This window comes from Actinosynnema sp. NPDC059335, assembly GCF_042752395.1.
Taxonomy (GTDB): domain Bacteria; phylum Actinomycetota; class Actinomycetes; order Mycobacteriales; family Pseudonocardiaceae; genus Actinosynnema.
Map to the genome: position 1 here is coordinate 14,095 of NZ_JBHYXZ010000008.1, position 26,050 is coordinate 40,144.

General features: G+C 72.7%; 19 protein-coding genes. 8 read left to right on the forward strand and 11 right to left on the reverse strand.

The window, feature by feature from the left end; genetic code table 11:
- The first annotated feature begins 172 nt into the window (after window positions 1–172).
- Both ACFXGA_RS04125 and ACFXGA_RS04130 read left to right on the forward strand, forming a co-directional pair.
- On the forward strand, window positions 173–1,015 hold the full coding sequence (locus ACFXGA_RS04125) for a helix-turn-helix domain-containing protein (protein ID WP_378084201.1): 843 nt from the start codon (window positions 173–175) through the stop codon (window positions 1,013–1,015).
- Window positions 1,012–1,176: a DUF397 domain-containing protein gene (locus tag ACFXGA_RS04130; RefSeq protein ID WP_378084203.1), complete on the forward strand. Its 165-nt coding sequence runs from the start codon at window positions 1,012–1,014 to the stop codon at window positions 1,174–1,176. Before ACFXGA_RS04125 ends, ACFXGA_RS04130 begins: the two co-directional genes overlap by 4 nt.
- Window positions 1,177–1,224: 48 nt before the next feature.
- Here ACFXGA_RS04130 and ACFXGA_RS04135 read toward each other — a convergent pair whose 3' ends face one another.
- Together ACFXGA_RS04135 and ACFXGA_RS04140 are read right to left on the reverse strand one after the other, a co-directional pair.
- The gene (locus ACFXGA_RS04135) at window positions 1,225–1,710 is read right to left on the reverse strand and encodes a DUF5130 family protein (RefSeq protein WP_378084205.1); all 486 of its coding nucleotides are present in this window, start codon (window positions 1,708–1,710) and stop codon (window positions 1,225–1,227) included.
- A complete protein-coding gene (locus tag ACFXGA_RS04140; protein WP_378084207.1) occupies window positions 1,697–1,942 on the reverse strand; it encodes a hypothetical protein in 246 nt (81 codons plus the stop codon). Before ACFXGA_RS04140 ends, ACFXGA_RS04135 begins: the two co-directional genes overlap by 14 nt.
- 485 nt (window positions 1,943–2,427) lie before the next feature.
- Here ACFXGA_RS04140 and ACFXGA_RS04145 point away from each other — a divergent pair, with 485 nt between their 5' ends.
- Window positions 2,428–2,745, forward strand: coding sequence for a hypothetical protein (locus ACFXGA_RS04145; RefSeq protein WP_378084209.1), 318 nt, complete (start codon window positions 2,428–2,430; stop codon window positions 2,743–2,745).
- 9 nt (window positions 2,746–2,754) lie between these two features.
- Here the strand turns inward: ACFXGA_RS04145 and ACFXGA_RS04150 are convergent, their stop codons facing one another.
- Entirely contained in the window at window positions 2,755–3,420 is a 666-nt protein-coding gene (locus ACFXGA_RS04150; RefSeq protein WP_378084211.1) for an HNH endonuclease, read from the reverse strand.
- 152 nt (window positions 3,421–3,572) lie between these two features.
- Here ACFXGA_RS04150 and ACFXGA_RS04155 point away from each other — a divergent pair, with 152 nt between their 5' ends.
- Window positions 3,573–5,666: a prolyl oligopeptidase family protein gene (locus ACFXGA_RS04155; protein WP_378084213.1), complete on the forward strand. Its 2,094-nt coding sequence runs from the start codon at window positions 3,573–3,575 to the stop codon at window positions 5,664–5,666.
- 16 nt (window positions 5,667–5,682) lie between these two features.
- Entirely contained in the window at window positions 5,683–6,570 is an 888-nt protein-coding gene (locus ACFXGA_RS04160) for a mechanosensitive ion channel family protein (protein WP_378084215.1), read from the forward strand.
- A gap of 418 nt (window positions 6,571–6,988) precedes the next feature.
- Here the strand turns inward: ACFXGA_RS04160 and ACFXGA_RS04165 are convergent, their stop codons facing one another.
- Window positions 6,989–8,362: a hypothetical protein gene (locus tag ACFXGA_RS04165; RefSeq protein ID WP_378084217.1), complete on the reverse strand. Its 1,374-nt coding sequence runs from the start codon at window positions 8,360–8,362 to the stop codon at window positions 6,989–6,991.
- A gap of 165 nt (window positions 8,363–8,527) precedes the next feature.
- Here ACFXGA_RS04165 and ACFXGA_RS04170 point away from each other — a divergent pair, with 165 nt between their 5' ends.
- Window positions 8,528–8,914, forward strand: coding sequence for a globin (locus ACFXGA_RS04170; RefSeq protein ID WP_378084219.1), 387 nt, complete (start codon window positions 8,528–8,530; stop codon window positions 8,912–8,914).
- A 57-nt stretch (window positions 8,915–8,971) separates the two neighbouring features.
- Window positions 8,972–10,567, forward strand: a complete 1,596-nt coding sequence (locus tag ACFXGA_RS04175) for a glycoside hydrolase family 13 protein (protein ID WP_378084222.1) — start codon at window positions 8,972–8,974, stop codon at window positions 10,565–10,567.
- 47 nt (window positions 10,568–10,614) lie between these two features.
- Here the strand turns inward: ACFXGA_RS04175 and ACFXGA_RS04180 are convergent, their stop codons facing one another.
- Genes ACFXGA_RS04180 through ACFXGA_RS04200 form a run of 5 tightly spaced genes read right to left on the reverse strand, consistent with a single transcriptional unit; the run spans window position 10,615 to window position 15,198 of the window.
- Window positions 10,615–11,241, reverse strand: coding sequence for a hypothetical protein (locus tag ACFXGA_RS04180; RefSeq protein ID WP_378084224.1), 627 nt, complete (start codon window positions 11,239–11,241; stop codon window positions 10,615–10,617).
- Entirely contained in the window at window positions 11,234–11,665 is a 432-nt protein-coding gene (locus ACFXGA_RS04185; RefSeq protein ID WP_378084226.1) for an acyl-CoA thioesterase, read from the reverse strand. The genes ACFXGA_RS04180 and ACFXGA_RS04185 overlap by 8 nt, the downstream gene beginning before the upstream one ends.
- Before the next feature lie 49 nt (window positions 11,666–11,714).
- Window positions 11,715–12,632, reverse strand: a complete 918-nt coding sequence (locus ACFXGA_RS04190) for a DNA glycosylase AlkZ-like family protein (RefSeq protein ID WP_378084228.1) — start codon at window positions 12,630–12,632, stop codon at window positions 11,715–11,717.
- Window positions 12,629–13,636 carry a LacI family DNA-binding transcriptional regulator gene (locus ACFXGA_RS04195; RefSeq protein WP_378084230.1) on the reverse strand — a complete coding sequence of 336 codons (1,008 nt, stop codon included), beginning with the start codon at window positions 13,634–13,636 and terminating at the stop codon, window positions 12,629–12,631. Before ACFXGA_RS04195 ends, ACFXGA_RS04190 begins: the two co-directional genes overlap by 4 nt.
- Before the next feature lie 11 nt (window positions 13,637–13,647).
- Window positions 13,648–15,198: a glycoside hydrolase family 13 protein gene (locus ACFXGA_RS04200; protein WP_378084232.1), complete on the reverse strand. Its 1,551-nt coding sequence runs from the start codon at window positions 15,196–15,198 to the stop codon at window positions 13,648–13,650.
- 218 nt (window positions 15,199–15,416) lie between these two features.
- On the opposite strand from ACFXGA_RS04200, the gene ACFXGA_RS04205 reads away from it, so the two are divergent.
- Complete coding sequence (locus ACFXGA_RS04205) at window positions 15,417–16,979, forward strand: carbohydrate-binding module family 20 domain-containing protein (RefSeq protein ID WP_378084234.1); 1,563 nt, start codon at window positions 15,417–15,419, stop codon at window positions 16,977–16,979.
- Window positions 16,980–17,041: 62 nt separating this feature from the next.
- On the opposite strand, the gene ACFXGA_RS04210 is transcribed toward ACFXGA_RS04205, so the two are convergent.
- Window positions 17,042–22,018: an NAD-glutamate dehydrogenase gene (locus ACFXGA_RS04210; protein WP_378084236.1), complete on the reverse strand. Its 4,977-nt coding sequence runs from the start codon at window positions 22,016–22,018 to the stop codon at window positions 17,042–17,044.
- A gap of 196 nt (window positions 22,019–22,214) precedes the next feature.
- Entirely contained in the window at window positions 22,215–26,045 is a 3,831-nt protein-coding gene (locus ACFXGA_RS04215) for a hypothetical protein (RefSeq protein WP_378084238.1), read from the reverse strand.
- Window positions 26,046–26,050: the final 5 nt, after the last annotated feature.

Below are 26,050 nucleotides of genomic sequence, written 5' to 3' on the forward strand. Positions count from 1 at the left end.
TGGTGGGCGCTGCGCACTCCCCGCGCGCTCCACCACCCGCCGTGCATGCCCGACCAGCGTGCGGACTGGCCGGTAGCTGGTGCACAACACCTTGGTCGGGCACGCAACAGCCGGTCAATACCCTTTTCGAGCGAGAGACTTGACCACCGGTCCAGCCTTAAGGTGCATTCCCATGAACCGCAATACCTCGAAGGCCATCGCTTTGGGAGCGCGCCTGCGCAACGCACGAAAGGCCAACAATCTCAGCCAACGCGCACTCGCAAAGAAGATTGGCATCGTACATTCGTTGCTCTCGCGCAACGAGAACGGCCTGCGCGTGCCGACGCGGACCGAAGTCATCCGCATCCTCGAACCCCTGCACATCTCCGAGCGGGATCGCGAAGAAATCCTCGCGATGACCGACGACCCGAGCGGATCACCCCTCGCGGTGATCGAGTTGCCCGAGCGCCGCGTGCAGCTCGCGGCCCTCGTGGAGGTCGAGCAGATGGCCAGGGAGGTGGTGAGCTGGGCACCGCTGATCATCCCCGGCCTGCTCCAGGTCAGCTCCTACACCCGCACGATCATGGAGGCCGCGCGCATCCCCGACGAGGAGGTGGCCACCCGCGTCGCGGTCCGGATGGGGCGGCGCGACATCCTCACCCGCCGCAACCCGGTCCGCTACACCGCCCTGATCGGCGAGGCCGTGTTGAGCCAGCGGATCGGCACCCGGGAGGTCATGGCCGAGCAGTTCGACCACCTGCTGATGATGAGCGCCCACGAGAACGTCGACCTGCGGATCGTGCCCACCGCCATCGGGTGGCACCGCGGGCTCGGCGGCGCGTTCATGCTGCTGAAATGCGACGGGACCGCGTTCGCGCACCTGGAGAACCCGGTCAGCTCGGTGTTCGTCCAGGAGCCCGCCACCGTAGCCGGCTTCGAGGCGTGCGTGCCAGAGTTGCTCAAGGTCGCGATGAGCCCGGAGCAATCGTTCGAACTCATCGCGAAGGAGGTGCAACGGACGACAGGAGTCGCATGACCGTGCGGTGGAAGAAGTCCAGCAAGAGCGTCAGCGACAGCGACTGCGTCGAGGTGGCCCACCACCTCGGCGCGGTGCGCGACAGCAAGAACCCCGACGTCGTCCTCGACGTCAGCCCGGCGCGCCTCAGGGCGTTCGTGAACGCGCTCAAGGCCCGCTGACGACGAAGGCCCCGGCGAGGTTCGCCGGGGCCTTCACGTCGTCGTGCGTCAGGCGGTCCTGGGCGCGTGGCCCGCCTGGTCGGTCAGCATCCGCAGGCCGCTCACCAGGCCGCCCGCGAGGTCGCCCTCCTTGAAGGAGGCGACCATGCTCATCACCGCGAGCTTCGCGCCGCGGTCGGCGATCCGGCGGTGGGACTCCTCGCCGGTCACCACCTCGACCCGGCGCTCACCGGGCGACACCGCGACGAGCACGGCGTGCGACGGGCGCGTGGTGCTCGCGTGCAGCTCCTCGGCCCGCGCGCGGGAGTCCGCCCCCAGCTCGCCGAGGTACACGCTGAAGTCCAGCCCGGTGGTGCGGCTGGCCAGCGTCAGCGCCTCGTCCAGGCTCGCGAGCTGCACCGGGGTGAACGGCAGGCTCGGGGCGTGCGGCTCGTACATCTTCGCGGCGGACACCCGGCCGCTGTTGGTGACGACCGTGCCGACCGGGAGGGTCGACGGGTCCACCTCCGCCTTCGTCAGCTCACCAGTTGCCACGGGCACCTCCCTTGGCGGTGCGGCCCTCGACCGGGGCCGGGACGGCCTGGTGCGCGCCGCCGGGCAGGCCCGCCGGGTTCGCGGTCCACCAGACGGGGGCGTAGTTCCACTCCTGGCCGGGCCGGTACCGCTGAATGCGGGTGGCCTTCGGCCTCAGCGTCAGTAGCGTGATCACGCCGTAGATGGCCAGCGGGATCAGCGCGAAGACGAGCACGGTCTCCACGATGGTCACGGCGGCTACGGTAACCGATCGGCCTGGTCACCTCAGGGCGAGGGGCACCCGTCTCCGCACTGGTGGGGGTCGGCCCCGGCGCGCGGGGTCGTCGGACCGCCCGGAGAACTGTGAACGAGCCCCCGCGGGCGCGGTTCGGGACTACGCGGAGGGCGGCGACCGCATCCCGGGACGCCGCCCCGGCCCGACCGGTGCACGGCTGTCCGTGATGTGGCCTCGCCACTTGGCATGTGCGTGTGTGATCCGCGTGACCCCTACCTGGGACGACGTCACTCTCGGTACTCATCGGTGCCGAATGCACTAGCTCTCCGGCTCGATCGTCGCAGCGCGTACGCCCGGTCGGCCTTCCCCCGGACGGAGGCGAATGGCGGCCGGTTTGGCGTCTTGTCCTGGGCCCACTCGGCTTCTAGCTTTTCACCTGTACGGGTCTTGCGCATCCGAATCCGGAGACCAATTCCCGCCCGATGAGTCTCGGAGGACACGACATGTACACCCTGAACCTCGTTCTGGTCGCCGCCCTCACCCTTTCGTCGTACACCCAATCGGAGCAGAGCGTTACCACTGTTCAGCCTCCGTCGGTGCAGGCCGACTCGGTCCGCATCACCTCCGAAGACTCCGTCCGGGCCACCAACGCCGGCTCCGTTCGCATCACCGGGGCGACGGACGGCTCCGTCCGGATCACGACCGTGGGGTCCGTGCGCATCACGTCCGGATCGGTGCGCATCACGTCCGGTTCCGTGCGCATCACGTCGGGATCCGTGCGCATCACGGACGACGGCCCGGAGCGGGTCGTGTCGGTGTGAGGGCGGGCGTCAGGCCGCGGGCTCGCCGAGGTAGGGCAGCCAGAGCGGGTCGGCCTCGGTGACGCCGGCCAGCAGCCGCCAGTGCGGCCCGCGGGGAGCGCTGGGCACCACGCGCAGCCGCCAGCCCAACTCCGAGAGGAGCTTGTCGGCCTTGCGGTGGTTGCACTTGGCGCAGCAGGCCACGCAGTTCGTCCACGAGTGGGGGCCGCCGCGGCTGCGCGGCACCACGTGGTCGATGGTCTCGGCGCGGCCGCCGCAGTACGCGCAGCGGTACCGGTCGCGGTGCATCAGCCCGGCCCGGGTGAGCGGCACGCGGCCGCGGTAGGGCACCCGCACGTAGTTCGCCAGCCGGATCACCGACGGGACGACCACCTGGGACGTCGAGGAGTGCACCACCGCACCCGCCGGGTCGCCGTGCACGACCTCCGCCTTCCCGCACACCACGAGCACCACGGCACGGCGCAGCGGCAGCGCGGTGAGGGGTTCGAACGTGGCGTTGAGGAGCAGCACCTTGCGCCTGCCCCAGGGCAGCGCCACGGGGGCCGGACCGGTTCCCTCCCCGCCGGCCACGGCGTGCACGGCGGTCGCCGAGAGCTGTTTTTGGCCGGACGGGACCGACGACGCGATCCCGGTGTTCACCAGGGCGCCGATCGGGGTGGGTTGTCGGTCTGGCACGCGACCACCTCCACCGGTTCAGCCATAGCAGACCACAGATCGACCCCAAAAATCACCTGTGATATGTGACGTGTCACGAAGCCGTGGGCGAAACCCGGGTGAACAGGCACCTATCGGTGATGGTTTTCATCACGCCGGCTACGCTGGGGAAGGTGACCGATGCTTCCCGCGCAGCGCTGCCTGCGACGATCACCTACCCCGACGCCCCGCGCCTCGACCTCGTCGAGGACCTGCACGGCCACGCGGTGGCCGATCCCTACCGGGCCCTCGAGGACGCTGCGGACCCCCGCACCGAGGCGTGGTCCGCCGCGCAGGACGCCCTGGCGCGATCGTGGCTGGACGCCCTGCCCGGCCGCGAGGCGCTGGCCGCCCGGCTCGGCGAGCTGATGCGGACCGGCTCCGTGGGCACGCCCGTGTGGCGGGCGGGGCGCGCGTTCTACACCCGGCGCGGGCCGGACCAGGACCACCCCGTGCTGTACGTGCTGGTGGACGGCGTGGAGCGGGTGCTGCTGGACGTGTCCGCGCTCGACCCGTCCGGGCGGACCACGCTCGACCGGTGGTCGCCCTCGCGCGAGGGCACCCGGCTGGCCTACCAGGTGTCCGTCGGCGGCGACGAGCACTCGTTGCTGCACGTCGTGGACGTGGACACCGGGGAGCTGCTGGACGGGCCGATCGACCGCTGCCGGTACTCGCCGGTGGGCTGGCTGCCCGGCGGCGAGGAGTTCTTCTACGTGCGGCGGGTGGACCCGGCGCTGGTGCCCGAGGACGAGCGGCAGTTCCACCGGCGGGTGTGGCGGCACCGGGTGGGCTCGCCCGCGTCCGAGGACGTGAACGTGCACGGCGACGGGCTGGACCACACCTACTACTACGGGCTGTCGCTGTCGGAGGACGGCCGGTGGCTGCTGGTGAACGGCGCGCCCGGCACCGTGCGGCGCGACTCGGTGTGGATCGCGGACCTGCACGGCTCCGGCGAGCTGCGGCCGGTCGTGCTGGACTCCGACGACGTGCAGTGCACCGCGTCGGTCGAGCCGGACGGGCGGCTCTACCTGCGCACGAGCCGCGACGCGCCCCGGTTCCGGCTGTGCGTGGCCGACCCGGAGCGGCCGACGGAGTGGACCGAGCTGGTGGCCGAGCAGCCCGACTCGGTGCTGGACGCGGTGACGTGGCTGGACGGGTCGCTGGTGGTGCTGCGGACCCGGCACGCGGTGTCGGAGCTGCACCTGCACTCCCCCGTGACGGGCGAGCACCTGCGGGAGATCCCGCTGCCGGGGACGGGGTCGGTGCACGGGTTGTCCACAGCCGACGCGGCGACCGTTGCGGACCGGGACGTGCTGTGGTTCGGCTGGTCGGACTTCACCACGCCCTTGTCGGTGTACCGGTACTCGCTCTCGGAGGGCCGGACGGAGCTGCACGCGGCGGCACCCGGAACGGTGACCCTCCCCGAGTTGTCCACACAACAGGTCTCGTACACGTCATCCGACGGCACGGTCGTGCGAATGTTCGTGGTGTCCGGCGCGCGGCAGCCGGACCTGCCCCGGCCGGCGCTGCTCACCGGCTACGGCGGGTTCGCGGTGGGCCGCGGTCCGGGGTACAGCGCGACCACGCTGGCGTGGGTCGAGGCGGGCGGCGTCTGGGCGCACGCGTCGTTGCGGGGCGGTGACGAGGAGGGTGAGGAATGGCACCGGGCGGGCATGCGGGAGCACAAGCAGAACGTGTTCGACGACTTCCACGCGGCGGCCGAGCGGCTGATCGCCGACGGCTGGACCACGCCGCAGCAGTTGTCGATCATGGGCGGGTCGAACGGCGGGCTGCTGGTCGGGGCGGCGCTGACCCAGCGGCCGGAGCTGTACGCGGCGGTCGTGTGCTCGGCGCCACTGCTCGACATGGTCCGTTACGAGAACTTCCTGCTGGGGCGGCTGTGGGCCGAGGAGTACGGCTCCGCGTCGGTGCCCGAGGAGCTGGAGTGGCTGCTGGCCTACTCCCCGTACCACCGGGTCCGGCCGGGCGTTGAGTACCCTTCGGTGCTGTTCACGGTCTTCGAGTCGGACAGCCGCGTGGACCCCAACCACGCCCGGAAGATGTGCGCGGCGCTGCAACACGCGACGTCGAGTGATCCGACCAAGCACCCGGTGCTGCTCCGCCGCGAGACCGAGGTGGGGCACGCGGGCCGATCGGTGAGCCGGTCGGTCGGCCTGGCCGTGGACCAGTTGACCTTCTTGGCCTGGGCGACCGGCCTGGAGTTGTGAGCGGAGGACTGAGCTGGTGCTGGAGGACGTGGAGTCGACCCTCGCCGTCGAGTGGTGGGTGGTCAACGGGCCCAAGATCGCCGAGGGTGCGTTGCGGATCGCCTTGACGGTGATCATCGCGGTGGTGGTCCGGTTCCTGCTCCGCCGGTTGATCGACCGGATGACCCGAGGCAACGGCGGGCGCAAGCCGAAGCTGCTCAAGCCGCTGCGGGAACGCGCGCCGCAGGCGTTGGGCGCGCTGGTCTCCGAGCGGCGCGAGCAGCGGGCCAAGACGATCGGCTCGGTGCTCAAGTCGTTCGTCACGATCATCGTGTTCGGCGTGGCGTTCATCCAGGTGCTGACCGAGCTGGGGATGAATCCCGCGCCGATCCTGACCTCGGCGGGCATCCTCGGCGTGGCCCTCGGTTTCGGCGCGCAGAACCTGGTCAAGGACTTCCTGTCCGGCATGTTCATGATGCTGGAGGACCAGTACGGCGTCGGGGACGTGGTGGACCTCGGGCCGGCGACCGGCACGGTGGAGGCGGTGGCGCTGCGGATCACCACGATCCGCGACACCAACGGCACCGTCTGGTACGTCCGCAACGGCGAGATCATGCGGGTCGGCAACTCGTCCCAGGGCTTCGCGGTGGCCGTGGTCGACCTGCCGCTCGCCTACGGCGCGAACCTGGCCTCGGCCACCGAGGTGCTGACCCGGGCCGTGACCGAGGCGACGGCTGAGGAGTCGCTGGCCAAGGACGTCACCGACAAGCCGCAGGTGCTGGGCGTGGAGAAGGTCACGCCGGAGGGCATCACGATGCGGGTGACGGTGAAGGTGCGGCCGGGCCGCCAGTGGGCCGTCCAGCGCGCCCTGCGCGCACGCCTGATGCCCGCCCTGGACGAGGCGGGGATCTCGCTGAAGTCGTGAGACCGGCCGGTGGCGGGGCGGGCCGTGCAACCGCGCCCACCCCGCCACCGCCTGCACCCACCACCCCACCCACCACCGACCAGGCCCACCACCGGCCCACCACGACCGGCCAAGCCCACGACCGGCCCACCACCACCGGCCAAGCCCACGACCGGCCCACCACCACCGGCCAAGCCCACGACCGCCCCACGCCACGGCGCACCCGCCACCGGCACCCAACACCGGCCCATCGCGATCCCGGCCCATCGCGATCCCGGATCGGCCCAATCCCGACCCGACCGGATCCGGGCTGCGGTCCGGGCCGAGCAGCGATCCGTGCCCGACTGCCGCGTAGTCGTCAGGCCCCGCGCACGACCTGGGCGTTGATCGGGCCACCGCCCGGCCGAGGCACGGGCCGGACCCTGGCTTGGCCGGGGTGTCAGGCGGCGGTCAGCGCGGTCAGGGTGTCGACCAGCGGGCGGGCGTCCTTGGCGTGGGCGGAGTCGGCTTCGGCGCGGTCGCGGATGGCGTTGATGCGGTCGAAGGTCCGGGTCGAGCTGATCCGGCCGGCCGGGCTCAGCAGGGTGGACGCGAGGCGGTTCGCCTCCGCGTGCTCGCCCTGCAGGACGCGGACGCCCACCAGGGAGATGACGTCGAACAGGTTCGACCGCTGGTAGGTGGCCCGGCGCAGGCGCAGCGCCTCGGCCAGGTGCGGCTCGGCCTTGCCCTCCGTGCCGGGCCGGTGCTCGGCCGCGGTGCGGTAGGACAGGGCCGCCATGCCCTCCAGGCCCGCCCGGTCGAAGTAGGACAGCCAGGCCGGGGTCTCGTCGGGGTCGGCCTTCGCGAAGTGCGACTCGGCGTCCCCGACCGCCCGGTCCACCGCCTCGACGTCGCCGAGGGTCGCGTGCGCCCACGACTCGCAGGTCGCGAGCATGGCCGACGCCATCGGGTCGAGCCGGGCCGCCGAACCGCGCCGGGCCAGCGCGACCAGCGACAGGGCCTCCCGCGGTTTGCCGACGTGCACCATCTGTCGGGCCATCCGGGACAGCACCTCGACGCCCAGCCCGGTGTCGCGGGCCCGTTTGGCGCAGTGCAGGGCCAGGGTGAAGTACCGCTGCGCGGTCACCTGGAGCCCGACGTCGTGGGACATCCAGCCGGCCAGCCGGGCGAGGTCCGCGGTCGAGCGGAACAACCGGCGGGAGATCGCGTCCGGGTAGCTGTGGTCCAGCAGGTCCGCCATGGCCTTGAGCTGCCCCACCACGGCCTCCCGGTACAGGCCGCCGCCGCGTTGGGCGTCCCAGGTCCAGAACGTCCCGGTCGCGGCCTCCAGCTCCGCGATCTCGGCCGTGCCGATGCGCCCAGGGCCGAGCGCGGGCGCGGCCGGCGGCGGGGAGTCGGGGTGCAGCCAGCCGGCCAGCCTGCCCTCCAGCACCGCGCCCGTGGCCAGGGCCGCCGTCGCGCCGAGCACATCCCTGCGTTTGATCATCAGATCGCTCCTGGTGAAGTCCTGCACGGTGGCGACCAGGGTCCGGTGGTCCCAGGAGACCCGGTCGTGGGTCGTGGGCGTCGCGGCCAGCCCGAGGTCCGCGGCGGTGAAGGGGCGGCCCAGCCGTTCGGCGAACAACGCCACCAGCAGCTCCGGCACCGGGTGCCGGGGCCGTTCGCCCTCCAGCCACCGCCGCACCCGCGAGCTGTCCGGCGCGACGTTGTGGCCGCGGGCCTGGCCGAGCCGCCCGACCGCGCGCGCCAGTTCGAGCTGCGTCCACTCGGCCTGCCGGAACCAGTGCAGGAGCGCCGCGTTGGCCTCGCCCATGTCGTGTCCTCCCTCACGGCGGGGGCCGTCGGGCACAGGATGGGGTGCCGCGCGCGGCGGTCACCAGCGACGGCGGCGGTGCGCCACCACTTCGCCAACCGCCGCCGGGACCGGGCGGCCACCCCGGCCACGTCCGGAGCGGCCCGGCTGAGGCAGGATGGAGGGGTGACCACGCCTCCGGACAACTTCTACGAAGCAGTGGGCGGGTACGAGACGTTCCACAAGATCGTCGCGCGCTTCTACGAGGAAGTGGCGAAGGATCCGATCCTGCGTCCCATGTACCCCGAAGAGGACCTCGGTCCCGCCGAGGAGCGGTTCCGGCTGTTCCTCATGCAGTACTGGGGCGGCCCGCACACCTACTCCGACACCCGCGGTCACCCCCGGTTGCGGATGCGGCACGCGCCGTTCGTCATCGGTCCCGCGGAACGGGACGCCTGGCTGCGCTGCATCAAGGTCGGCGTCGACTCGGTCGACCTCGACCCCGAGCACCGCAAGGTGCTCTGGGCGTACCTGGAGATGGCCGCGAACAGCATGATGAACGCCTGGGTGTGATCCTTGATCCCCCGAACGGGGTCGTGCTGTCGGTCGCGAATGGCAGGATGACTCCTCGTGCGACGATCCTCCGATCCCCGACCAGAGATCGCCGACGAGTCCGCCTGGTGGCGTGACGCCGTCTTCTACCAGGTCTACGTGCGGTCGTTCGCCGACGCGAACGGCGACGGCGTGGGCGACCTCGACGGCATCCGCTCCCGGCTCGGCTACCTGGAGCTCCTCGGCGTGGACGCCCTCTGGCTGACGCCGTTCTTCACCTCGCCCATGGCCGACCACGGCTACGACGTGGCCGATCCCCGTGACGTCGACCCGCTGTTCGGCGACCTGGCCGCGTTCGACCGGCTGGTCGCCGAGGCGCACGCGCACAACCTCCGCGTCACCATCGACCTGGTCCCCAACCACACCAGCGACCGGCACCCCTGGTTCCAGGCCGCGCTGCGGGCCGGGCCGGGTTCGGTCGAGCGGGACCGGTTCATCTTCCGGGACGGCGGCGGGTTCGACGGGTCCGTGCCGCCGAACAACTGGCCGAGCCAGTTCGGCGGGCCGGCGTGGACGCGGGTCCCGGACGGCCAGTGGTACCTGCACCTGTTCACCCCCGAGCAGCCCGACCTGAACTGGGACAACCCGGAGGTCGCCGCCGACCTGGCGCGCACGCTGCGGTTCTGGCTGGACCGCGGGGTGGACGGGTTCCGCATCGACGTCGCGCACGGCATGGCCAAGCCCTTCGGGTTGCCGAACATCGACCCGCGGGCCCGGCTGGGCGCGGGGGTGATGCACGACAACTCGCTGGACCCCCGGTTCGACAACGACGGGGTGCACGAGGTCCACCGGATGATCCGCAAGGTCATCGACGAGTACCCGGGCCGGATGGCGGTCGGGGAGATCTGGGTCGCCGACGACGAGCGGTTCGCCCGCTACGTGCGGCCCGACGAGCTGCACCTCGGGTTCAACTTCCGGCTGGTCGAGGCGTCGTTCGACGCGGACGCGGTGCGGTCGGCGATCGAGCGCTCGCTGGGCGCGGTCCAGGGCCTGGACACGCCGCCGACCTGGACGTTGTCCAACCACGACGTGCCGCGGCACGTGACCCGGTACGGCGGTGGTGCGATCGGCGCGCAGCGGGCGCGGGCGATGGCGCTGGTGCAGCTGGCGCTGCCGGGCGTGGTCTACCTGTACAACGGCGAGGAGCTGGGCCTGCCGGACGTGGAGCTGCCGGACTGGGCGTTGCAGGACCCGATCTGGCTGCGGTCCGGGCACACCCAGCGCGGCCGGGACGGGTGCCGGGTGCCGTTGCCGTGGGAGGGCGACGCGCCGCCGTTCGGCTTCTCCCAGGGCGTGAGCACCTGGCTGCCGCAGCCGGACGAGTGGGCCGGCCTCACCGCCGAGTCGCAGCTCGAGGACCCGGAGTCGATGCTGTCGTTCTACCGGCACGCGCTGGAGCTGCGGAAGTCGCACGGCTCCTTCAGCGGCGACGAGCTGGAGTGGTACGGCGCGCCGCCCGGCTGCTTCGCGTTCCGGCGCAAGGGCGGCGGGCTGATCTGCGCGCTGAACACCTCGGGCGGCCCGGTGCCGCTGCCGCCGGGCGAGGTGCTGCTGGCCAGCGGCCCGATGGAGGGCAGCCTGCTGCCGCCCGACACGGCGGTCTGGCTGGTCTAGCGGGACAGGCGGGCGCGGCCGTCCCGGACGGCCGCGCCCAGTCGGGGTCAGACCAGCAGCGGCAGCATGGAGTGGCGGCGGCGGACCACCGCGCCGAAGCGGGCGTCGATGCGCAGCCACGAGTCGGTCGCGGTGATGCGCACGTCGTCGCCGCCCAGGAAACCCATGCCGGACAACGCGAACAGGCACCGCATCGGCACCTTCACGTCCAGCCCCGACCCGCTGACCGTGATCACCGTCTGGTCGAGCAGCGAGGCGGGCGGCGTGCCGCGCGGGCCCGCGTTCTCGCGCGCCACCTCCACGCCCTTCTCCGCCAGCTCGGACACGACGCTGCCCGGCAGCCGGTCCACCGGCAGCCAGCCCGCGACGGGCGGCAGCGCGGAGCGCCACATCATGTCGCGCGCCGGGCCGGGGTCGACGGTCTCGCTGCGCACCACGGCCAGCCCGGTGAGCAGATCGGTCCCGGACACCGTCACGTCGGCGGGCGTGATCCGCCCCTCCACGGTGCGGGTGGCCAGGGTGTCGAACGGGGTCGAGACCCAGGCGTCCACCAGGCCGCCGGACGCCCGGTTGCGCAGCCGCACCACCGCTTGGCCGTCCAGCCGCACGGCACGGGCGACGAACGCGCCGAGGTCGTCCCGCTCGGCGGGGTCGGCGAGGACCAACTCAGGCACCATTACCTCCGGCACGCCAGCCGGCGAGGAAGTCGCGCTCGGCTTCGAGGAGACGGCGCGGGCGTCCGGCCGTCAGGTTGTACGGCACCATGAGGGTTTCCGCCGTCGTGACGACGGGGCTGCCCTCCTGGCGGCTGCCGCGGACCGTGTAGTCCAACGTGAACGACGCGGACTTCAATTCCCGCACGGACAGCTCGACGCGGACCTCGTCACCGGTGAACACCACCGGCGCGAGGTAGTCCACCACGAGGCGGGCCACCACCATGCCCTGCGACATCTCCGGCACGCCGTGCCGGGCCGCCTCGGTGAACAGCAGGTCGATGCGGGCCTCTTCCAGCAAGGTCACCGTGTTGGCGTGGTTGACGTGGCCGAACGCGTCCATGTCGGACCAGCGCGGGCGCACACCCGTGACGAACACACCCAACTTGAACGCGCCTCCCGGTGTCGATGCGTGACGTGACCTTATCGACGTGCTACACCCAGGTTAAGCGGACGTCCAGGTCGAGGAACCGGCCCAGGTCGGCGATCTCCTCCGCCAGGTCGGGACGTTCACCGAACGGGTGGACCTCGACCCGCGCGCCGGTCCGCCGCCACACCGCGACCACCCGTCCGTCGACCACGACGTGCGGGGTGAGGAAGCCGCCGCCGGTCTGCACGAGCGGCGCGTGCCGGGGCGCGAGCGCGGCGGAGCGGTCGCGGTAGCCGAGCAGGTAGGGGTCGAAGTGGCCCAGCAGGCGGACCGCGCCGGTCGGCTCGGCCGGTTCGTCGGCCACCTCGGGCAGGTCCTTCACCTCGCGCTTGGGCAGGCCGCTCCACGCGGCGAAGTCGTCGGGCGTGGCCGGGCCGTAGGCGCGCCGGTAGCGCCGCCACAGCTCGTCCACGCCGCGCGGCTCGGCGTCGACGCGCAGCAGGCGGTAGGTGTCGTCCAGGCCCCGGCACAGCACGCCGGAGTGCGCGGCGAACGCCAGCAGGTGTGCCGGGGCCTGCGACTTCGGGTCGAGCGGGAGGCCGACCTCGGCCAGGCGGCGCACGACGTCCGCGCGGTCCAGCGGCTCGGTCAGGATCTCGCGGAGCGCGGGCAGCGCGCGTTCGCACAGCGCGTCGGTGAGGCCGAGCTGCGCGCGGCGGCGCCGTCCGGCGGCGATGAACGTCGGTCCGAGCAGGCGCACGACCCACAGGTCGTCCTCGTGCAGCAGGTGCAGGGTGCCGCGCATCGCCCAGGTGCGCACCAGGGGACCGTCCAGGGACCGCACGCCCCGGGCGCGCGCCGCGAGCCGTGCCGCCGGGACGTCCTGGGCCTGGAGGGCGAACACGGAGGCGAACAGGTCCGTGACATCGGCGGCCGGGTGCGAGAGCCGTTGGGCCCGCATCCTGCGCGCGAGCAGCGTCATCTCGGTCGCGCGCCGGTCGAGCCGCGCACCACCAGCTCGGGCTGGAACACGAACTCGGCGTGCGTGCCCGAGAGAGGGCTCCTCAGCGTGCCGCCTATCTCCTCCAGCAACGCGTGCACGGCGGCCTGCCCCATCGCCTCGACCGGTTGCCGGATCGTGGTCAGGGGCGGGTCGGCGAACACGATCAGCGGGGAGTCGTCGAACCCGACCACCGACACGTCGCGCGGCACGTCCAGGCCGCGGTGGCGGGCCGCGCGGATCGCGCCGAACGCCATCAGGTCGCTCCCGCACACGATGGCCGTGCAGCCGCGGTCCAGCAGGGCGTTGGCCGCCGCCTGGCCGCCCTCGACCGAGAACAGCGAGTGCTCCACCAGGTCGGCGGCCTGCGGCCGGACGAGCGTGAAGCCCTCCACCATGCGCTGCGCGGGCACGAACCGGGGCGGTCCGACGGCCAGGCCGATCCGCTCGTGCCCCAGTTCCACCAGGTGGGAGACGGCGAGCCGGACGCCCGCCCGGTTGTCCACCGACACGAACGGCGCGGACACCTGGTCGGTGTAGCCGTTGATCATCACGAACGGCACGCCGCGACCGGCCAGCTTGACGTACCGGTCCTTGTCGGCGGTCGTGTCGGCGTGCAGGCCGGACACGAAGACGATCCCGGTGACGCCCCGGTCGACCAGCATCTCGGTCAGCTGGTCCTCGGTGGAGCCGCCGGGCGTCTGCGTGCACAGCACCGGCGTGTACCCGTCGCGGGTCAGCACCTGCTCTATGACCTGCGCGAACGCCGGGAAGATCGGGTTGTTCAACTCGGGGGTGATCAACCCGATCAGCCCGGCGCTGCGCTGGCGGAGCCGGGGCGGGCGCTCGTAGCCGAGGACGTCCATCGCGGCGACCACCGCCTGGCGCGTCGCGGCCGAGACGCCCGGCTTGCCGTTGACGACCCGGCTGACCGTCGCCTCGCTCACGCCTGCCTGGGTCGCGATGTCACTGAGCCGCGCTGTCACACCGGGTGACTCTACGGGCGCGAGAGCCACACGGTCGTGTCCGGCGGCACGAGGACGTCCGCGCCTTCGGTGGCGCAACCGCCCGAGGCGAGCACCACGTGACCGTCGAGGGGCAGCCGCGCCACGTCCGGGCCGAAGTTCACCACGCAGGTGAACGCCCCGCGACGGAACGACAGCACGTCCTCCGGCACGTCCAGCCACTCGACGTCCGAGCCCGCGCCGAGGTCCGGGTGCTCCCGCCGCACGCGCAGCGCGCTGCGGTACAGCTCCAGCACCGAGTTCGGGTCGCCGAGCTGGCTCGCCACGCTCAACCGCGCCCAGTCGGCGGGCTGCGGCAGCCACGAGCCGCCGTCGCCGAAGCCGAACGACGGGCCGTCCGGCGTCCACGGGATCGGCACGCGGCAGCCGTCGCGGCCGCGGTCGGTGTGCCCGGACCGCACCCACACCGGGTCCTGCAGCACGTCGTCGGGCAGGTCCAGCACCTCGGGCAGGCCCAGCTCCTCGCCCTGGTAGACGTACGCGCTGCCGGGCAGCGCCAGCATCAGCAGCGCGGCGGCGCGCGCCCGGGCCACGCTGCCGTACCGCGTCACGTGCCGCTGCACGTCGTGGTTGGACAGCACCCACGTCGTCGGCGCGGCGACCGGGCGCATCGCGGCCAGCGAGTCGTCGATGACCTGCTTGAGGTCGGCGGCGTTCCACTCGGCGGTCAGGTAGTGGAAGTTGAACGCCTGGTGCAGCTCGTCGGCGCGCAGGTAGCGGGCGGTGCGCTCGGGGCTGGGCGTCCACGCCTCGGCCACGCCGATCCGGCTGCCCGGGTAGGAGTCGAGCACCTTGCGCCAGTCGCGGTAGATCTCGTGCACGCCGTCCTGGTCGAAGAACGGCAGCGCCTCGGTGCCCAGCAGCTTGAGGTGGCCGGGCGTGCCCACGTCGGGCAGGCCGTCGGCCTTGACCATGCCGTGCGCGACGTCGATGCGGAAGCCGTCCACGCCCAGGTCGAGCCAGAAGCGCAGCACGTCCAGGAACTCGTCGCGGACCTCCGGCTGGTCCCAGTTCAGGTCCGGCTGCTCGGGCGCGAACAGGTGCAGGTACCACTGGCCGTCGGGGACGCGGGTCCAGGCGGGACCGCCGAACACGGACTCCCAGTCGTTCGGCGGCTGGTCGCCGCGGCCGTCGCGGAAGTGGTAGCGGGCGCGTTCCGGCGAGCCCGGCGCGGCGCGCAGCGCGGCCTGGAACCAGGCGTGCCGGTCGCTGGTGTGGTTCGGGACCAGGTCCACGATCACCCGGATGCCCAGCTCGTGCGCTTCCCGGACCAGTGCCCGCGCGTCGTCGTTCGAGCCGAAGAGGGGATCGACGGTGCGGTAGTCCGCCACGTCGTAGCCGCCGTCGGCCATCGGCGAGGTGTAGAACGGCGTGATCCAGACGGCGTCCACGCCGAGGTCGGCCAGGTAGGGCAGCCGGGAGCGGATGCCGGGCAGGTCACCGACGCCGTCGCCGTCCGAGTCGGCGAAGCTGCGCACGTAGACCTGGTAGATGACGGCATCGCGCCACCAGTCCTGCGTCATGGGGAGTCCTTCCGGATCGGTTCCGCCGGAGGGCAATGAAATACTTTGCAAGTGTTTTCAGCAAGTCTTCCGACTGGTATGACCTAGAGCACATCCCCTGCCACCTAGGAGACATCGTGGTTTCCGCCAGTCGACGCGCCTTGGGCGCGATAGCCGTACTCCTGTTCAGCCTTTTGGCCGTTCCGCAAAGTTTTGCGACGCCGCCGTCCGCCAAGGACGTGACCGCGACCCTGTTCCAGTGGCCGTTCTCGCGGGTCGCCGCCGAGTGCACGAACGTGCTCGGACCCAAGGGCTACGGGTTCGTGGAGGTCTCCCCCGCGACCGAGCACATCCAGGGGTCCCAGTGGTGGACCTCCTACCAGCCCGTCAGCTACCGGATCGCCGGGCGGCTCGGTGACGAGGCGGCGTTCCGGAACATGGTGAACACCTGCCACGCGGCGGGCGTGAAGGTCATCGCGGACGCGGTGATCAACCACATGAGCGCCGGGTCGGGCACGGGCACCGGCGGCTCGTCGTACACGAAGTACAACTACCCCGGCATCTACGGCGACCAGGACTTCCACTCATGCCGGTCGCACATCAGCGACTACCGCAACCGCGACAACGTGCAGAACTGCGAGCTGGTCGGGCTGTCGGACCTCAACACCGGCAGCGACTACGTGCGCGGGCGCATCGCGGCGTACCTGAACCACCTGATCTCGCTCGGGGTGGACGGGTTCCGGATCGACGCGGCCAAGCACATGGCGGCGGCCGACCTGTCGGCGATCAAGGCGCGGCTGAGCAACCCGAACGTGTACTGGGTGCACGAGGTGATCTACGGCGCGGGCGAGGCCGTGCAGCCGGGCGAGTACACCGGTTCGGGTGACGTGGACGAGTTCCGGTACGCCTACGACATCAAGCGGATCTTCGCCAACGAGAACCTGGCGTACCTGAGCACGTTCGGGCAGTCGTGGGGCTTCCTGCCGAGCGGCCAGGCGCGGGCGTTCGTGGACAACTGGGACACCGAGCGCAACGGGTCGACGCTGAGCTACAAGGACGGCTCGACCTACACGCTGGCGAACGTGTTCATGCTGGCGTGGCCCTACGGTTCGCCGAACGTGTACTCCGGCTACGAGTTCTCCAACCACGACGCCGGTCCGCCGTCCGGGTCGGAGTGCTACACGTCCGGGTGGAAGTGCCAGCACCGGTGGACGCAGATCGCGTCCATGGTCGGGTTCCGCAACGCGGTGTCCGGGACGGCGGTCGTCAACTGGTGGGACAACGGCGGCGACGCCATCGCGTTCGGTCGGGGCAACAAGGGGTTCGTGGCGATCAACCGGGAGTCGGCGCCGCTGACCCGGACGTTCCAGACCTCGCTGCCCGCCGGGTCGTACTGCAACGTGCAGCAGGAGGGGTGCGTCGCGTACACGGTGGGGTCGAACGGCCAGGTCACGGCCACGCTGGGCGCGGGCGAGGCGCTGGCGCTGCACGTGGGCGCGACCGGCGGCGGGGGCAACCCGGTGGGCACGGCGTCGTTCGCGGTGAACGCCACCACGTCGTTCGGGCAGAACATCTTCGTGGTCGGCGACCACCCGTCGCTGGGCTCGTGGAACCCGGCCGCCGCGGTGGCGCTGTCGTCGGCCTCGTACCCGGTGTGGAAGGGCTCGGTGTCGCTGCCCTCGGGGACGTCGTTCCAGTACAAGTACATCCGCAAGGACGCGGGCGGCGCGGTGACCTGGGAGAGCGGCGGCAACCGCACGGCCACGTCACCCGCGGCGCTGAACGACACCTGGCGCAACTAGCCCGACCCGGTCGGGCGGGGTCCGGGGTGTCGCAGTCGGTCGACCGCCACACCCCGCGGACCTCAGCGGATCATGCTGCGGACCTGGCGGGCGGCCACGGAGAGCGTCGCCAGGTCGAGCTTGCTGACCCGGTTGATCTCCGCCAGCGCGGCCCGCGCCCGGCCCAGGCGCGAGGAGTTGGCCTGCTCCCACGCGGCGATCTTCTCCTCCGGGGTGTCGCCCGGCTCGGCCGTCCGCAGCACGTCGATCGTGATCGACCGCAGCGACGAGTAGAAGTCGTCCCGCAGCGCCAGGCGCGCCAGCGCGTGCCAGCGGTTCAGGCGTTCCAGGTTCGACACCGAGCTGAGCATCCGGTCGACGTCCAGGTGCTCGGACAGCGCGAAGTACAGCTCCGCGGTCTCCTCGTGCGTCCGCTCCTGCCCGGTCGCGCCCTCGCCCTCCTCGCGCTCGGCGAGTTCGGCCACCTCGGTCACGTCCAGCAGCCCGTAGGTGAACAGCAGCCCGGCGATCCGCCGCGCCAGCTCCACCGGCACGCCGTGCGCCACCAGCCGCTCGACGTGCTCGATCACGGACTCCTTCTCGCGCCCCTGGAGCATGTCGATCGTGCGCGGCGCGAGTTCGGCGACCACCGGGGCGAACCGGCTGATCGTGGACCCGACCGCCAGCGGCTGCGGGCGGTTGGTGAGCAGCCACCGCGACGCCCGGTCGAGCAGGCGCCGGGTCTCCAGCACCATGTCGTCCTGCACCTCGGTCGCCACGACGTTGTCCAGCGCCCGGATCTCCCGCCAGATCGACGGCAGGTCGTAGATCGCCGTGACGACCGTGTACGCGCGCACCGCGTCCGTGGCCGACGCGCTGATCTCCTCCGCCAGCCGGTACGCGTACGACACGCCCGCGCCGTCCACGACCTCGTTGACCAGCACCGTGGTGATGATCTCGCGGGACAGCGGGTGGCTGCCGATCGCGTCGGCGAACCGCTCGCGCAGCTCGCTCGGGAAGTAGTCGGGCAGCCGGCGGGCCAGCACGTCGATCGTCGGCAGGTCGCTCGCCAGCACCTCCTCCTTCAGCGCCAGCTTGACGTGCGCGAGCAGGGTGGCCAGCTCCGGCGACGTGAGCCCCTGGCCCGCCTTCTCCAGGGCCTTGAACTCCGCCGGGCTCGGCAGCGCCTCCAGCGTGCGGTCCAGCACGCCGCGCTGCTCCAAATCGGCCACCAAGCGCGCGTGCACCGACAGCATCGGCGCGGCGTGCGCGCGGGAGACGCCGAGCACCGCGTTCTGCGCGTAGTTGTCGGCCAGCACCAGCTCGCCGACCTCGTCGGTCATCTGGCCCAGCAGCTCGTTGCGCTGCTCCTGGTCGAGCCGGCCGTCGCGGACCAGCTCGTCCAGCAGGATCTTGATGTTGACCTCGTGGTCGGAGCAGTCCACGCCGGCCGAGTTGTCCAGCGCGTCGGTGTTGACCTTGCCGCCGTGCCCGTCGGGTCCGCCGACCCGGGCGAACTCGATCCGGCCGCGCTGGGTCAGCCCCAGGTTGCCGCCCTCGCCGACGACCTTCACCCGCAGGTCCGCGCCGTTGACCCGGATCGCGTCGTTGGCCTTGTCGCCGACCTCGGCGTGCGACTCCGCGCCCGCCTTGACGTAGGTGCCGATGCCGCCGTTCCACAGCAGGTCGACCGGCGCGAGCAGGATCGCCTTCATCAGCTCCGGCGGGGACAGCTTGACCACGCCCTCCGGCAGCCCCAGCGCCACCCGGGCCTGCTCGCTGACCGGGATCGACTTGGCCGTGCGCGGCCACACGCCGCCGCCGTCGCTGATCAGCGAGCGGTCGTAGTCGTCCCACGACGAGCGGGGCAGCTCGAACAGCCGCTTGCGCTCGGCGTAGGAGGCGGCCGCGACCGGGTTCGGGTCGATGAAGACGTGCCGGTGGTCGAACGCCGCGACGAGGCGGATGTGCTCGGACAGCAGCATGCCGTTGCCGAACACGTCGCCGGACATGTCGCCGACGCCGACGACGGTGAACTCCTCGGTCTGGGTGTCGACGCCCAGCTCCCGGAAGTGCCGCTTCACGCTCTCCCACGCGCCGCGGGCGGTGATGCCCATGGCCTTGTGGTCGTAGCCCACGGACCCGCCGGACGCGAACGCGTCGCCCAGCCAGAAGCCGTAGGACTTCGACACCTCGTTGGCGATGTCGGAGAACGACGCCGTGCCCTTGTCCGCCGCGACCACCAGGTAGGTGTCGTCGCCGTCGTGCCGGACGACCTGCGGCGCGGGCAGGACGGTGCCGGCGTTGAGGTTGTCGGTCAGGTCCAGCAGGCCGGAGATGAACTGCCGGTAGCAGGCCACGCCCTCGGCCAGCAGCGCCTCGCGGTCCACGCCCGGGTCGCCCGTCGGCGCGGGCGGCCGCTTGACCACGAACCCGCCCTTCGCGCCGACCGGCACGATCACCGCGTTCTTCACCGCCTGCGCCTTCACCAGGCCCAGGATCTCGGTGCGGAAGTCCTCGCGCCGGTCGGACCAGCGCAGACCGCCGCGCGCCACCGGGCCGAACCGCAGGTGCACGCCCTCCAGCCGGGGCGAATACACGAAGATCTCGAACCGCGGCCGCGGCTGCGGCAGGTCCGGGATCGCGCGCGGGTCGAGCTTCACCGCCAGGTACGGGCGCGGGTTGCCGTCGACGTCGCGGACGAAGTAGTTCGTGCGCAGCGTGGCCTGCACCAGCGTGAGCAGGCTGCGCAGGATGCGGTCCGCGTCGAGGCTGGTCACGTCGTCGATCATGGCGGTGATCTCGGCGGCCAGGTGCTCGGTGCGGTCCCCGCGCTCCTCGTCGGGCACGGACGGGTCGAACCGGGTCTCGAACAGCCGCACCAGGGCCGTGGCGACGTCGGTGTGCCCGAGCACCGCGTCCTCGATGTAGTCCTGGCTGTAGGGCGTGCCCGCCTGGCGCAGGTACTTGGCGTAGGCGCGCAGCATCGCCGCCTGCTGCCACGTGACGCCCGACTTGAGCACGAGGGTGTTGAAGCCGTCCACCTCCGCCTCGCCGCGCCACGCCGCGGCGAACGCGTCCTGGAAGCGGGTCCGCACCGACTCCTCGTCCTCGGCGGCCAGCTTGTCCAGCGTCGCCTGGTCCAGGCGCAGGCCGAAGTCGTAGATCCAGCACTCGACGCCGTCGTCCAGGCTCAGCTCGTACGGCCGCTCGTCCACCACGACCACGCCCATGCGCTGGAGCATCGGCAGCACGTCCGACAGCGTCAGGCGGGCGCCGACCAGGAACAGCTTGAACCGCCGCTCGCCCGGCTCGGCGTCGCGCGGCGCGTAGAACGCCAGGTCCAGGTCGCCGGGCCGGAGCGCCTCGATGCGCCGGAAGTCCGCCAGGCCCTCGGCCGCGGTGAAGTCCTCCTTGTACGCCTCGGGGAACGCCGCCGCGATCCGCTGGCCCTGCTCGGACGACGACTCCGCGCCCAGGCCCGTGCCGCGGTCCTCCAGCACCGCCTCCACCATGCGGTCGTCCCAGGACCGCACGGCCTCGGCCAGCAGCTGCTGGATGTAGCCGGTGTCCGGCTCGGCCAGGCGGCTCGGGTCGGTGTGCACGGTGAAGTGCACGCGGGCCAGCGCGGACTCGCCGACGCGGGCGCTGTACTCCAGGTTGATGCCGCCGAGCTGGTCGATCAGCACCTCCTGCATGGCCAGCCGCGACGTCGTGGTGTAGCGGTCGCGCGGCAGGTAGACCAGGCACGAGTAGAAGCGGCCGTACGGGTCGCGGCGCAGGAACAGCCGCAGCCGGCGGCGCTCGGCCAGCGCGATCACGCCCGTGACGGTCTGGTAGAGCGTGTCCGTGTCGACCGAGAACAGCTCGGTGCGCGGGTAGTTCTGGATCACCTCCAGCATCCGCTGGCCCGAGTACGAGTGCAGCGGGAAGCCGGCGCGGTGGATGACGTCGCGGACCCGGCGCTCGACGGCCGGGATGTCCAGCACGTCCTCGTGCAGCGCCGTGGTGGAGAAGACGCCCAGGAACCGGTGCTCGCCGGTCACGTTGCCCTCGGCGTCGAAGGTCTTCACGCCCACGTAGTAGGGGTAGACCGACCGGTGGACGCTCGACTGGGCGCTGGCCTGCGTCAGGACCAGGAGTTCGGGTGACAGTGCCTGCGCGCCCGCGTCCGGGCCCGCCGTCAGGCTGCGCGCCGCGAGGCTGTCCTGTCTGAGCACGCCCAGACCGCTGGCCAGGACCGCGCGCAGGGCGGGTTCGCCGTCCGTCGCCGGGTCGTCGTGCAGCAGCTCGTAGCGGCGGTAGCCGAGGAACGTGAAGTGGTCGTTCGCGAGCCAGCGCAGCAGGTTCGCGCCGTCGGCGACCTCGTGGCCGGGCAGCGGCGGCGGGTCCGACTCCAGGCGCTCGGCGAGCTTGAGGGCCGTGCCGATCATCTTCTCGGTGTCCTCGACGACCTCGCGCACGTCGTTGAGCACGGCGTGCAGCTTCGTCTCCAGCTCGCGCGCCCGGTCCGGGTCGGTGAGCAGGTCGACCTCGATGTGCATCCACGACTCGGCGATCGCGTCGCCGGGCGGGGCGGCCGGGTCGGCGGTCGGCAGCACCTCCTGCAACGCGCCCGTCACCACGTCCCGGCGCACCACGACGATCGGGTGCACCACCCGCTGCACCTGCACGCCGCCGCGAGTCAGCTCGGAGGCCACCGAGTCGACCAGGTACGGCATGTCGTCGGTGACGACCTGCACGACCGTGGCCGGGCACGTCCAGCCGTCGTGCGCGCGGGTGGGGTTGAGGATCCGCACCACCGGCCGACCCGGCACCCGGGTCTCGGCGAGCTGGTAGTTCGAGCGCACCGCGCCCACCAGGTCCGCCGGGTCGTCGTCGTTGACTTCCTCGGCGGGGACGTGGCGGTAGTACAGGCGGATCAGGTCGGCCAGCTCGGGGGCGTTGGCGGCGGCCCGTTCGATCAAGTCGTCACGAGCCTGTTCGGGACTGGCCGGGCGGGCCGCGCCGACGTCGCGCGCGGCGGGTCCGGATCGGGTCGGGGCTCCAGTCGAGGTCATGTTCAGGCGACTCCACGCTATCCGGTACCTCTGTGTACCGGGTCCGCGCACCACCTAACCAGACGCACGCGAACCCGTTCGCCACAACCCTCTCACTGAATCGAACAACTTGCCGGAAAGTGGCAAATTCACCGTGGCGGGGCTTATTTCCCGCCTTTGTTACCGGCGGGAAACCTTATTAGAACCTCAAATCGGTTCAGGATTCGGGAAGCGTCCAGGTGTCGAACCGCGAGGTCGGGTCGACGCGCTGGATGGGAGCGGTCGTCTCGGCGTCCGACTCCGGCGGCGGGTTCCCGACAGGTGGGATGGGCACGGTGTCCTCGTCCACGCGGCCGGCCGCCTCGTCCTCGCGCCGGGCGTCCTCGTAGGCGACGAGGGCCTCGGCGAGCAGTTCGGCCAGGCTGAGGTCGCTCTTGTGGCGGCGCGAGGCCCGCGTGGCGCTGGGCGAGTCGGACGTGGGGGCGTCCGGTTCGACCCGGGCGGGCAGGTCGATGGTCCTGCCGCCGACCACGACCGCCGTGACGAACGGTTCCTTCGGCAGGTCCTCGGCGGGCGGCCGGGACGCGGTCCCGGGTGCGGGCTCCGGGGTGATTTCGGGCACAGTCGTGGCCTCGACGCGCGTTCCGGCGTCGGGCTCGGGCTCGTCGTCGTGATCGGCTTCGACATCGGCCGCGCCGAGGAACCCGGTCGGGCGGAACGGCGGGGCGGGAGCCCTTTCCGCCCCGGCGGGGGAGGTTTCCCCGACCGGGTCGTCGGATGCCGATTCCGGCCCGGCGGTAACCGTTTCCTGACCGCCGGTGACGGTTTGCGCGGTGGGCGTGGCCGTTTGCGGGGTGGGCGTCGAAACCACGTCGTCGGGCGGGAAGACGGGCCGCGACTCCGGCTCCGCCGCCGTGAAGTCGGACAACGCCATCGGGAAGTCGAGGACGGGCGGCAACGGGAAGTCCGGCGGCTCCGGCACCCGCGCCGTGGGGATGACGGGCCCCTTCACGAAGGCCGCGCCGAGCCCGGTCGGCGGCACGTCGTCGCGCACGACCGGCTGGACCATCGTCGGCGAGTCGAACATGTCGACCGGCGGCGTCGGCTCCTCGCCGCGCAGCCGCGGCGGTGGCTCCACGCGCCACTGCACCGCGTCCGGCTCGGGCTCGGGCCGCGCGGGGGCTTCGTCGTCGGCCTCGGGAGCCCGCCGCCGGCCGCCGGCGCGCTGGGGGTCGAGGAGGCCGGCGGCCTTCAACGCGTCGAGCACGTTCGGGTCGGACCCGGAGTCGCCGGGGGAACGCTCCCCCTCCTCGGCCTCCCGCGCCGCCCGCCGCCGCCCACTGCGCACCGCGCCCGCGGCGGCGATCAACCCGGCCGCCGGCACGCTGCGCTCACTGCCATCGGCCACGCCGTCACCCAGGCCGGCAGCCTCGCCCGCCGACACCGCTCCACCGGCCGCCCCATCAACCGCCGCGCCGGGAGCAACCGCCGCGCCGGAAGCCCCTCCGGCCGCTACCGCTCGACCAGCCGAGACCGCTCCACCGGCCGAGGCGGGGGAAGACTCGCCCACCGGCGACGCCGCTTCCGCGAACGACGCCTCCCCCGTTGGGACCGCCACGTCACCGACCGACGCGGCGGAAGCCTCCCCCGCCGAGAACGTCACGTCACCGAGCGAGGCGGCGGGCGGCTCGGTCACCGCGTCACCGGGACTCGTCGGACCGCCGGCGACGGCGGAGAACCGCTGCGTGCCCTCCCCGTGCGCGGTGTCGCCCGGCGTGCCCTGCCCGGGGACGTCGGAGGACGCGGGGCGCGCGCCGGCCGCCGAGTGGGGCGGCCACCCGCCGACCAGCGGTGCCGCCGGCTCGGGGAGCTGCCGCGCCTCGCGCGCATGCGCACCGGTCGGGGCGGTCGAGCTAGCCGAGGTGGTCGGCGTAGCCGGAGTGGTCGAGGCAGCCGGGGTGGTCGACTCGCCTTCCGCCGACTGCGAGGAACCGCTGTCCGACGCACCACCGGGGGCGGCAGCAGGTGCGGGCACCGTGGGCGTGGTCGGTGCCGATGGAGTGGCTGCCGACGGAGTGGCTGCCGGCGGGGCGGCTGCGGACGCAGCTGGAGGGTTCGGCGCGTTCGGGTTCGGCGCGTTCGAGGTCGACAGCGAGTCGACCGTCGCAGCGGTTCCTGCCGCTACCGGGTCGCCGAGCGCTCCCCCGGCCCGGCCCGATCCCCCGATCCCCGCCAGGCCCGCCAGACCTGGAATGCCCACCAGCCCGGCGGTGCCAGGTGGCACGGCGGTGTCTGCCGCTGCCACACCGGTGCCCGGTTCGGCCGCGCTCTCCGTTGGAACCGCCGAGCCAGCCGGCGTGGTGCCGGAGGTCGGGGCTGCGGTGGTGGTCGGCGTCGTGGTGGTCGGCGTGGTGGTGGTCGGCGTGGTGGTGGTCGGCGTGGTGGTGGTCGGCGTGGTGGTGGTCGGCGTGGTGGTGGTCGGCGTGGTGGTGGTCGGCGTGGTGTCGGCGGGCGGCATTGCGGTGGCGGCCGGTGGTGGTGAGGTGGGGTCTGGTGCGGGAGTCGGGGCGGCGAGGGGCCTGGCCTGGCCGCTCCTCGCGTGTTCAGGGCGTCCCTGGGTGGCGGCCCCGGCGCTGCCGAGCACGCCCGTGCCGGGCGTCTCGGGCGTCGGTTCCGGTGCCCGGCGGCGGCCGCCCGGTTCGCGGTCGGTTTCCGTCTCGCCGAACGGTTGGACCAGGCGCCAGCGATCGGCGGCGTGCGCCCTCGCGGCGGAGATGCCTTCGACCGTCATGTCCTCCGCGGCACGGCGGGAGCGCTTCACCCGGACGCCCTCGTTGCGGTGCATCTGGACCGGACGCCACTGGCGCAGTTGTTGCTTGACCTCGGGGGCCAGGTTCGGGTCGGCGGGCGGCGTGGCGGTCGGAGCGCCGCCGTCGCGGAGGAGCGCGGCCAGTTCGTCGTGCAGGCCGCCCCCCGCCGGCTGGCGGTGGACGCCCGCGAACTCGGCGGCCAGCCTGGCGCGCACGGCGTAGACCGCTCTGGCCCTCCGGCGTTCGGCGGCGTGGGCGGAGCGCAGGTTGGCCAGGGCCTCGGCCAGGTCGCCCGCCACCTCGTGGACGTGCGCCAGCGCCAGCAGGCTCTCCGCGAGCAGGGTGTCGAGCTGGTGCCGTTCGGCGCTGTCGGCGGCGTCGCGGAGCAGGTCGCGGGCCTGGTCGACCCGGCCCGCGGGCAGGTGGACCCTGGTGGCCAGCGCCAGGCGCAGCCATCCCGCGGTGGCCGCCGACGGCGCGCGCACGGGGCGTTCGAGCAGGGGCGTGCCGACCTCGGACGCCTCGCCCGGCTTGTTCAGGTCCATCAGCGCGCAGACCAGCTCGACCGTGAGCCTGCCGCGGACCTGGCCGTTGTCCGACGCGGGCTCCTTGAGCCGGTCCAGCAGCGCCAGGCCGTCACGGGCGGCGGCCTCCGCCGCCCGCAGGTCGCCCCAGCGCCGGTGCTGGCCCGCGGCGGACGCGCGGAGCAGGCCGCGGTGCAGCAGGGTCGTGTCGTGGTCCAGCAGCGGGTCGGCCTGGTAGAGGCCGTCCGCCTCGTCCAGCGCCCGCGCGAGCGCCGCGCCCCGGCCCACCGACACCAGGCACTCGCTCGCCTGGACGAGCGCGGTGGCCCGCAGGCCCGGCGGGACGTCCTCGGCTTCGAGGACCGGGCGGACGGCGGCGAACCCGGTGAGGGGCGCGCCGACCGACCTGGCGCTGTCGGCCAGTTCGACCCGCAGTCGCCAGGCCGTCTCCCGCTCGGACGCCGCCTCGGCCGCCTTGAGCGCGTCGAGCGCCCGGTCCGCGATCCGGACGCCCCGGCCCATGCGGTTGCTCGCGAAGACCACCAGGGCCTCCGCGCGCAACCGGTCCACCTCGTCACGGCGGGTGGAGGCGAGCGCGACGGCGCGTTCGCCCAGCACCAGAGCAAGCTCCGGTGCCCGCCAACGCAGCCGCCAGGCGGGCACGACCAGCGTGCTCACCTCGACGTCCGCCTGCGCCTCGCCCCTGGCCGCCACGATGT

What these genes read in the sequence shown, in the direction of transcription:
- ACFXGA_RS04145 (WP_378084209.1), top strand. Translation starts at nt 2,428, where the DNA reads ATGTACACCCTGAACCTCGTTCTGGTCGCCGCCCTCACCCTTTCGTCG.
- ACFXGA_RS04190 (WP_378084228.1), bottom strand. Translation starts at nt 12,632, where the DNA reads ATGACGCTGCTCGCGCGCAGGATGCGGGCCCAACGGCTCTCGCACCCG.
- ACFXGA_RS04210 (WP_378084236.1), bottom strand. Translation starts at nt 22,018, where the DNA reads ATGACCTCGACTGGAGCCCCGACCCGATCCGGACCCGCCGCGCGCGAC.
- ACFXGA_RS04165 (WP_378084217.1), bottom strand. Translation starts at nt 8,362, where the DNA reads ATGGGCGAGGCCAACGCGGCGCTCCTGCACTGGTTCCGGCAGGCCGAG.
- ACFXGA_RS04125 (WP_378084201.1), top strand. Translation starts at nt 173, where the DNA reads ATGAACCGCAATACCTCGAAGGCCATCGCTTTGGGAGCGCGCCTGCGC.
- ACFXGA_RS04200 (WP_378084232.1), bottom strand. Translation starts at nt 15,198, where the DNA reads ATGACGCAGGACTGGTGGCGCGATGCCGTCATCTACCAGGTCTACGTG.
- ACFXGA_RS04130 (WP_378084203.1), top strand. Translation starts at nt 1,012, where the DNA reads ATGACCGTGCGGTGGAAGAAGTCCAGCAAGAGCGTCAGCGACAGCGAC.